Consider the following 7,824-nt stretch of genomic DNA (forward strand, 5'->3'; position numbering starts at 1 on the left):
GCGAAGCGCTACTTGCCCAGCAGGGCGTCCTTCAGCTTCCAATCGGCCGGGTTCGGGCCCAGCCAGATTCGCACCAGCGAGTTGAAGAAGGCCTGTTCCTTGATCGGGTCGCCCTGCGGAACGCCCTTGACCGAGATCACCGTTCCGGCGCCCGGCACCCAGTCGACCGTGAATGCGTCGCCCGCCTTCAACTGCTTCTGGTCCGAAAAGATCTGGCTCATGCGCAGCAGCCCCGGAATCAGCTGCGACATCTCGCCCTTGGGGGAGTTGTCTTCCAAGCCGTGCGTGAAGCCTTTGCCGAGTTCATTCGAGTCGATGTCGCGCAGCATCGTGATGCTGATCCGCTTGGCACCCGGCGCGGCCAGGACTTCATCAGGGGTTCCGGCCTTCTTGCTCAGATAGAGGCCGGCGGTGTAGACCTTGAAGATCGCCTTGTAGCGAACACCCGCGCCATTGAGTTGGAGCTTGCTGCCGTGGAGATCGACGGCCTCGTCGAGCTTGACGCCCGCCACGTCGACCTGGGCGGCCGACGCAGTGAACGACGCGATGGTGAGGGCGGTCACAGCGACAACGCGCTGCACGGCAAGCTGGAACATCAAAATCCTCCTTTGGGTAAAAGCACCGAATGTATCTTTTTGTACCTTTGCTGTCCCTCGGCTAAACTCCGCATTCCATGTTCATTCATCACGTCATTCAGACAGGTCAAGGCAGCCGGGGAGCCTGGCCTTGGCGCACGCCATCGACGTTGCTTGCTTGATTGCACGGCGCACGCCGTGCGCCCGAGGCCCTCAGTCAACCTGAACCGGCCAGCCTTGAATGACCCGCCAGCGACCACCCTGCGTCTGCTGGCCGACGGAGACCCCAACCGTGATCACTGAACTCGAATTCAAAAGCCTCAGCGCGCAGGGCTACAACCGCATTCCGCTGATGGTCGAGGCCTTTGCCGACCTCGAAACCCCTCTCTCCCTCTATCTCAAGCTCGCCTACACCAAGGACAGCGGCAAGCACAGCTTCCTGCTCGAATCCGTCGTGGGCGGCGAGCGCTTCGGTCGCTACAGCTTCATCGGATTGCCGGCGCGCACGCTGTTGCGGGCCAGCGGATTCGGCGCCGATGCCGTGACCGAGGTCGTCACAGACGGCAAAGTTGTGGAAAAAGCCCATGGCAATCCCCTCGATTTCGTTGCGGCTTACCAACAGCGCTTCAAGGTCGCCCTGCGGCCGGGGCTGCCCCGTTTCTGCGGCGGCCTGGCGGGCTACTTCGGCTACGACGCGGTACGCCACATCGAGAAGAAGCTCGAGAAGACCTGCCCGCCTGACACGCTCGGTTGCCCTGACATCCTGTTGCTGCAGTGCGAGGAACTGGCCGTCATCGACAACCTGTCGGGCAAGCTCTACCTGATCGTCTACGCCGATCCTGCCCAGCCCGAGTCCTACGCCAACGCCAAACGCCGCCTGCGCGAACTGCGCGACCAACTCAAGTATTCGGTGAGCGCGCCGCAGGTAAAGCCGACGCAGGCGCACCCGGCGCAGCGCAGCTTCGCCAAGGCCGACTACCTCGCGGCGGTCGAGCGGGCCAAGGAACTGATTGCCGCCGGCGATTTCATGCAGGTGCAGGTCGGCCAGCGCATCAGCAAGCGCTACACCGAGTCGCCGCTGTCGCTGTACCGAGCGCTGCGGTCGTTGAATCCGTCGCCCTACATGTACTTCTATCACCTGGGCGACTTCCACGTGGTCGGCGCTTCGCCCGAGATCCTGGTGCGGCAAGAGAACACTGGCGACGGCGAGCAGAAGGTCACCATCCGCCCTCTCGCCGGCACCCGTCCGCGCGGCGCTTCGCCCGAGCTCGACAAGGCGGCCGAGGTCGAACTCATCAACGACCCCAAGGAGCGCGCGGAGCACGTGATGCTGATCGATCTCGCGCGCAACGACATCGGCCGCATCGCCAAGATCGGCAGCGTGAAGGTCACGGAGGCCTTCGCCGTCGAACGCTACAGCCACGTGATGCACATCGTGAGCAACGTCGAAGGCACGCTGAAAGACGGAATGACCGCCATCGACGTTCTCAAGGCCACCTTCCCGGCCGGCACGCTGACTGGCGCGCCCAAGGTGCATGCGATGGAGCTGATCGACCAGCTCGAACCCAGCAAGCGCGGCATCTACGGCGGCGCATGCGGGTACATCAGCTATGCCGGCGACATGGACGTCGCGATCGCCATCCGCACCGGTATCGTGAAAGACCAGATGCTGCACGTGCAGGCGGCCGCCGGCGTCGTCGCCGATTCGGTGCCCGAACTCGAATGGAAGGAGACCGAGGCCAAGGCTCGCGCCTTGCTGCGCGCAGCGGAACTCGTCGAGGAGGGCCTGGAATGAGCGCCGCGCCGGGCCGCCCCAAGCAAGCTCGCACCGCAGTGCGGAGCACGGAGATTACTCAATGAACGCCGCAGATATTCAAGACGACGACTTCTCGCACGAGATCATCGGCGCCGCCGTCGAGGTGCAGCGGGTGCTTGGCATCGGGCTCGCCGAGGAGATCTATGCGGCCGCGTTTGCGATCGAACTCACCGAGCGTGAAATCGGTTTCGTTCGCGACGTGCCGGTGTCGGCGAGCTACAAGGGCCGTTCGCTGGGCGAAGTCGGCCGTGCGGCTTTCGTGGTGGAGCAGTCGACGGTGGTCGAGGTGAAGGCGGTCGACGCACTCACCGACCTCCATCGCGCGCGGGCGCAAGCGGCGGTGCGTCTGTCGGGGCTCAAGCTGGGTCTCCTCATCAATTTCAACGTGTTCCCCGTCGTCAAGGGCGTGTACCGGATCGGAGTCAAGCCATGAAGCTTCTGATGATCGACAACTACGACAGCTTCACCTACAACCTGGTGCAGTACTTCGGCGAACTCGGCGCCGATGTCGAGGTGCATCGCAACGACGAGATCACGATCGATGAATTGCACAAGCGTGTTGCCGGCGGCGTCGGGCGGCTCGTGATCTCGCCGGGGCCGTGTTCGCCGGCGGAAGCCGGTGTCTCTGTCGAGGCCATTCGCGAATTTGCTGGCCGGCTGCCCATCTTGGGCGTGTGTCTTGGCCATCAGGCGATCGGCGCGGCTTTCGGCGGAAAGATCATTCGTGCGCAGCAACTGATGCACGGCAAGACCAGCGAAATTACGACCACGCGCGAAGGCGTCTTCGCCGGATTGCCCGAAAAATTCAGCGTGAACCGCTATCACTCGCTCGCCATCGAGCGCGAGACCTGCCCGCGTGATCTGGCGATCACCGCGTGGACGTACGACGGCGAAATCATGGGCGTGCGGCACACAGGCTTCGCGCACGATGTCCGGATCGAGGGCGTGCAGTTTCATCCCGAGTCGATCCTCACCGAGCACGGCCACGCCATGCTCAAGAACTTCCTGGAATAAGACATGACCACCATTGAGTCTCTCGTCGATCTGCGCAGCGACACCGTCACCCGCCCGACTGCTGCCATGCGCGCCGCCATGCTGGCCGCCCCGCTGGGCGACGATGTCTTCGCTGACGATCCCAGTGTCAATGCGCTTCAGGAGCAGATCGCCGGAATGCTGGGTTTCGAGGCCGCCCTGTTCGTGCCCACCGGGACCCAGAGCAATCTTTGTGCAGTTCTTTCACATTGCCAGCGGGGCGACGAGTACATCGTCGGTCAGCAGGCGCATTGCTACCGGTGGGAGGGCGGCGGCGCGGCGGTTTTCGGCAGCGTGCAGCCGCAACCGCTGAATCACCAGCCGGACGGCACGCTCGCGCTCGATGACATCGAAGCCGCCATCAAACCCGACGACGCCCATTTCGCGCGGACGCGGCTGTTGGCGCTGGAAAACACGCTCGGCGGCAAGTTGCTGCCCTTCGCGTACGTCGAGCAGGCCACGGAACTGGCCCGGCGCAAGGGGTTGGGCCGTCACCTCGACGGCGCCCGGCTCTTCAATGCGGCGACCGCGCAAGCCGCCCAGCGCGGCACCGCGGCGCGGGACGAAGCGCGGCGCATCGCGGGCTGTTTCGACAGCGTGTCGGTCTGCTTCAGCAAAGGGCTCGGCGCGCCGGTGGGGTCGGCGTTGTGCGGATCGCGCGAGTTCATCGCGCGTGCGCACCGCATTCGCAAGATGGCCGGCGGCGGCATGCGCCAGGCCGGCGTGCTGGCCGCGGCCGCCTCCCATGCGCTCGAACACCATATCGATCGCCTCGTGCAGGATCACGCGCTGGCGAGCCGACTGGCGGAAGGCCTGGCCGGGATTCCCGAATTGAAAGTCGAGGCACCGCAGACCAATCTGCTGTTCGTCGATCTGGAGGGCGAGGCGCGCCATCAGTCGGCCGAGCTGCTCGCGCATCTGAAGCAGAGCGGCATCCTGGCGACTGGCCTTTACCGGCTGCGCTTCGCCACCCATCTCGATGTCGACGCGCAAGGTATCGATCGCGCCATTGGCGCCATCCGAAGCTTTTTCCGTGCCTGAACATAGATTCGCAATGACCCCGATCCACTGAACCAAGGGAGACATCCAACATGCCCATCACCCCCCAGGAAGCGCTGCAGCGCACCATCGAGCACCGCGAAGTCTTCCATGACGAAATGCTGCACATCGTGCGGCTCATCATGAGCGGCGAATGTTCGCCCGTCATGATGGCGGCGCTCATCACCGGCCTGCGCGTCAAGAAGGAAACCATCGGCGAAATCACGGCTGCAGCGCAGGTGATGCGCGAGGTGGCGACGAAGGTACCTGTTGCCGACACCAGCCGCCTGGTCGATATCGTCGGCACCGGCGGCGACGGCTCCCATACCTTCAATATCTCGACCTGCTCGATGTTCATTGCCGCCGCCGCGGGCGCCAAGGTCAGCAAGCATGGCGGCCGCAGCGTGAGCAGCAAGTCGGGCAGTGCCGACGTGCTCGAATCGCTGGGCGTCAACATCAACCTCAAGCCTGAACAGATCGCCAAATGCATCGCCGACGTCGGCATCGGCTTCATGTTCGCGCCGAACCATCATCCGGCGATGAAGAACGTGGCGCCTGTGCGCAAGGAACTCGGCATCAAGACGATCTTCAACATCCTCGGCCCGCTGACCAATCCGGCCGGTGCGCCCAACATCCTGATGGGGGTGTTCCACCCCGACCTCGTCGGGATTCAGGTGCGGGCCCTACAGCGCTTGGGCGCCGAGCATGCGCTGGTCGTCTACGGTCGCGACGGAATGGATGAAATCTCCCTCGGGGCGGCAACCATGGTGGGCGAACTCAAGGACGGCGAGGTACGCGAATACGAGCTTCATCCCGAGGATTTCGGCTTCGCCATGTCGAGCAACCGCGCGCTACGCGTCGAGACGCCCGAGCAATCGAAGACGATGCTCCTCAGCGTGCTCGACAACAAACCGGGTCCGGCCCGCGACATCGTGCTCTTGAACGCCGGTGCGGCGCTCTATGCGGCCAACGTGACCGACTCGATCGCCGCTGGCATCGAGCGCTCGCGCGCCGCACTCGATTCCGGCGCGGCGAAGGCCAAGCTGGCCGAACTCGTTGCGGCTACCGTTGCCGCAGGTTGAGGAGGGCGTCGAACCATGTCGGACATTCTCGAGAAGATCGTTGCCGTCAAGCGCGAAGAACTCATCGCGGCAAAGAGGCGTGCGCCGCTCGAAGCCATCCGCTTCGATGCGGAAAGCCGCGTCCTGACACGCGATTTCACAGCCGCGTTGCGGGCAAAGATCGCCGCCGGCGCAGCCGCAGTCATCGCCGAGGTCAAGAAGGCAAGCCCGAGCAAGGGTGTTCTGCGGGCGGAATTCATCCCGGCGGATATCGCGCAGAGCTACGCCGAGGGCGATGGCAATGTGAGCGCGGCCTGCCTTTCGGTGCTGACAGACCGGCAGTTCTTTCAGGGCGGCGTCGACTATCTGAAGCAGGCGCGTGCCTCGTGCGACCTGCCGGTGCTTCGCAAGGACTTCATCGTCGATGCCTATCAAGTCTACGAATCGCGGGCGATGGGTGCCGATGCCATCCTGCTGATCGCCGCTTGTCTCGACGATGCTCAGATGCGCGAGTTCGAAGCGATTGCTGTTGGATTGGGCATGGCGGTATTGGTCGAAGTCCATGACGGCGCCGAACTCGAACGCGCGCTGAAGCTCCGGACGCCCTTGATCGGCGTGAACAACCGCAATCTGCGCACCTTCGAGGTGTCGGTGCAGACCACGATCGATCTGCGCACCCAGGTGCCTGCGGATCGCCTGCTGGTGACCGAGTCGGGCATCGCAACCCGCGACGACGTGGCGAAGCTGCGCGCTGCCGGTGTCCATGCGTTCCTGGTCGGCGAGGCTTTCATGCGTGCCGATGAACCTGGCGAGGCGCTCGCCGAATTGTTCCGATGAGCGCGGATCAGCTCGCGACCTGCAACCCGGCAGACTGGCCGGTCGCGCCGGGATGGCAGTCGCTGGGGGGCGAGTTCTTCGACGGAGCGGTGGGGCAAAAGCTGCTTGACTTCCTGGGTGAACGACTGGCGGCTGGCGCAGTGATCTTTCCTCCGCGGCCGTTGCGCGCGCTGGAGTTGACGCCGCCCGAAGACGTCCGCGTCGTGATCCTGGGCCAGGACCCGTATCACGGACGCGGCCAAGCCGAGGGTCTTGCCTTTTCGGTAGCTCCCGGCGTGGCATTGCCGCCCTCGCTGCGCAACATCTTCAAGGAACTCGAGCGGGATCTGGGGACGCCGCCGCCCAAGTTCCCGAATCCCGGCGGCAGCCTCGTGAAATGGGCGACGCATGGAGTCCTTCTGCTCAACACCTGCCTGACGGTCGAAGAAGGCAAGCCGGCTAGCCATTCCGGTCGCGGCTGGGAGGTTTTGACGGATGCAGTGATCCGACATGTGGCGCTAAGTGAGCGGCCGGTCGTCTTCATGCTCTGGGGATCGCATGCGCAGAGCAAGCGGGCGCTAATTGATACAAAGCGTCACAAGGTTTTGACTGCGAACCATCCGTCCCCCCTGTCGGCGCTGCGCCCGCCTGTGCCTTTCATCGGCTGCGGTCATTTCGGACAAGCGCGGGCCTGGCGTGACGAGGGGCGAACCTAAGTTGGGCGGTAAGTGCTTGATTTCATGCGAGAATCGTCGGCTCGGCGCGAAGCACCAGTCCCGATCGACCCGCTGTTCCGGTGGGTTGCGACGGCGCGACGCGACGGCACGAATTGCCGGTCTGTCATCGACGTGTCCATGCAACCGTGCTATATTCCGAGGTTCGCCGGAGAGGTGGCCGAGTGGTTAATGGCAGCAGACTGTAAATCTGCCCTCTTACGAGTACGCTGGTTCGAATCCAGCCCTCTCCACCAGCGAAAATGGATTTTGCAGAGCGCTTGAATGTGATGTGCGGAGCTGAAGCGAAGGCGAAGGCTCTGTCCGTGCTGCGGCTCAGTCCGGTCTGAGGGCTGTGTCGTGATGCGGGAGTAGTTCAATGGTAGAACCCTAGCCTTCCAAGCTAATGACGCGGGTTCGATTCCCGTCTCCCGCTCCAGGAGTTCACGTCGGCGCTGTGTGTAGTTGGTTTTAGATATCGCCCATTTGGCTCAGTGGTAGAGCACTCCCTTGGTAAGGGAGAGGTCGCGGGTCCGATTCCCGCAATGGGCACCAGTCTTGGGGTTGCAGTCTGATGGCTGCAACCCCATGTCAGTGTGTTGATCTAGTTATTTTTCGGAGTCGAGAAAATGGCAAAAGGAAAATTCACCCGCACGAAGCCGCACGTGAACGTGGGCACGATTGGTCACGTTGACCATGGCAAGACGACTCTGACGGCGGCGATTGCGACGGTGCTGTCGGCGAAGTTCGGCGGCGAAGCGAAGGCCTACGAC

Annotated in this window: 9 protein-coding genes and 3 tRNA genes; 11 read left to right on the forward strand and 1 reads right to left on the reverse strand. The window is 63.5% G+C overall.

All coding sequences use genetic code 11. The annotated features are described in order from the left end of the window. Positions 1-8 precede the first annotated feature (8 nt). Positions 9-596 carry a chalcone isomerase family protein gene (locus tag AC1DN9_RS29025; RefSeq protein WP_478105807.1) on the reverse strand — a complete coding sequence of 196 codons (588 nt, stop codon included), beginning with the start codon at positions 594-596 and terminating at the stop codon, positions 9-11. Positions 597-867: 271 nt separating this feature from the next. Between AC1DN9_RS29025 and trpE the strand changes: the two genes are divergently transcribed. The 11 genes from trpE to AC1DN9_RS29080 form a co-directional block, all read left to right on the forward strand. After that, entirely contained in the window at positions 868-2,370 is a 1,503-nt protein-coding gene (trpE, locus tag AC1DN9_RS29030) for an anthranilate synthase component I (RefSeq protein WP_478105809.1), read from the forward strand. A 61-nt stretch (positions 2,371-2,431) separates the two neighbouring features. After that, complete coding sequence (locus tag AC1DN9_RS29035; protein ID WP_478105811.1) at positions 2,432-2,824, forward strand: GxxExxY protein; 393 nt, start codon at positions 2,432-2,434, stop codon at positions 2,822-2,824. Beyond that, the gene (locus tag AC1DN9_RS29040) at positions 2,821-3,405 is read left to right on the forward strand and encodes an anthranilate synthase component II (protein WP_478105813.1); all 585 of its coding nucleotides are present in this window, start codon (positions 2,821-2,823) and stop codon (positions 3,403-3,405) included. Before AC1DN9_RS29035 ends, AC1DN9_RS29040 begins: the two co-directional genes overlap by 4 nt. A 3-nt stretch (positions 3,406-3,408) precedes the next feature. After that, the gene (gene ltaE / locus AC1DN9_RS29045) at positions 3,409-4,464 is read left to right on the forward strand and encodes a low-specificity L-threonine aldolase (protein WP_478105815.1); all 1,056 of its coding nucleotides are present in this window, start codon (positions 3,409-3,411) and stop codon (positions 4,462-4,464) included. Positions 4,465-4,514: 50 nt separating this feature from the next. After that, positions 4,515-5,543 carry an anthranilate phosphoribosyltransferase gene (gene trpD, locus AC1DN9_RS29050; RefSeq protein ID WP_478105817.1) on the forward strand — a complete coding sequence of 343 codons (1,029 nt, stop codon included), beginning with the start codon at positions 4,515-4,517 and terminating at the stop codon, positions 5,541-5,543. A 15-nt stretch (positions 5,544-5,558) separates the two neighbouring features. Further along, positions 5,559-6,359 (forward strand): indole-3-glycerol phosphate synthase TrpC, encoded by an 801-nt coding sequence (trpC, locus tag AC1DN9_RS29055; RefSeq protein WP_478105819.1) that lies wholly within the window; start codon positions 5,559-5,561, stop codon positions 6,357-6,359. After that, positions 6,356-7,054: a uracil-DNA glycosylase gene (locus tag AC1DN9_RS29060; protein WP_478105821.1), complete on the forward strand. Its 699-nt coding sequence runs from the start codon at positions 6,356-6,358 to the stop codon at positions 7,052-7,054. Before trpC ends, AC1DN9_RS29060 begins: the two co-directional genes overlap by 4 nt. Before the next feature lie 168 nt (positions 7,055-7,222). Then, positions 7,223-7,308: transfer RNA gene (locus AC1DN9_RS29065), tRNA-Tyr, on the forward strand. A gap of 108 nt (positions 7,309-7,416) precedes the next feature. Then, positions 7,417-7,490 (forward strand) — tRNA-Gly (locus tag AC1DN9_RS29070). Positions 7,491-7,531: 41 nt separating this feature from the next. Beyond that, positions 7,532-7,606 (forward strand) — tRNA-Thr (locus AC1DN9_RS29075). A gap of 74 nt (positions 7,607-7,680) precedes the next feature. Beyond that, a partial coding sequence (locus AC1DN9_RS29080) for a GTP-binding protein (RefSeq protein ID WP_341888899.1) occupies positions 7,681-7,824 on the forward strand: 144 nt, incomplete at its 3' end.

The sequence above is a fragment of the Variovorax sp. 05L425 genome (assembly GCF_056397705.1).

Bases quoted from the DNA above. Each gene is read 5' to 3' on its own strand.
- AC1DN9_RS29025 (WP_478105807.1), bottom strand. From the start codon at position 596: ATGTTCCAGCTTGCCGTGCAGCGCGTTGTCGCTGTGACCGCCCTCACC.
- AC1DN9_RS29035 (WP_478105811.1), top strand. From the start codon at position 2,432: ATGAACGCCGCAGATATTCAAGACGACGACTTCTCGCACGAGATCATC.
- AC1DN9_RS29040 (WP_478105813.1), top strand. From the start codon at position 2,821: ATGAAGCTTCTGATGATCGACAACTACGACAGCTTCACCTACAACCTG.
- ltaE (WP_478105815.1), top strand. From the start codon at position 3,409: ATGACCACCATTGAGTCTCTCGTCGATCTGCGCAGCGACACCGTCACC.
- trpD (WP_478105817.1), top strand. From the start codon at position 4,515: ATGCCCATCACCCCCCAGGAAGCGCTGCAGCGCACCATCGAGCACCGC.
- trpC (WP_478105819.1), top strand. From the start codon at position 5,559: ATGTCGGACATTCTCGAGAAGATCGTTGCCGTCAAGCGCGAAGAACTC.
- AC1DN9_RS29060 (WP_478105821.1), top strand. From the start codon at position 6,356: ATGAGCGCGGATCAGCTCGCGACCTGCAACCCGGCAGACTGGCCGGTC.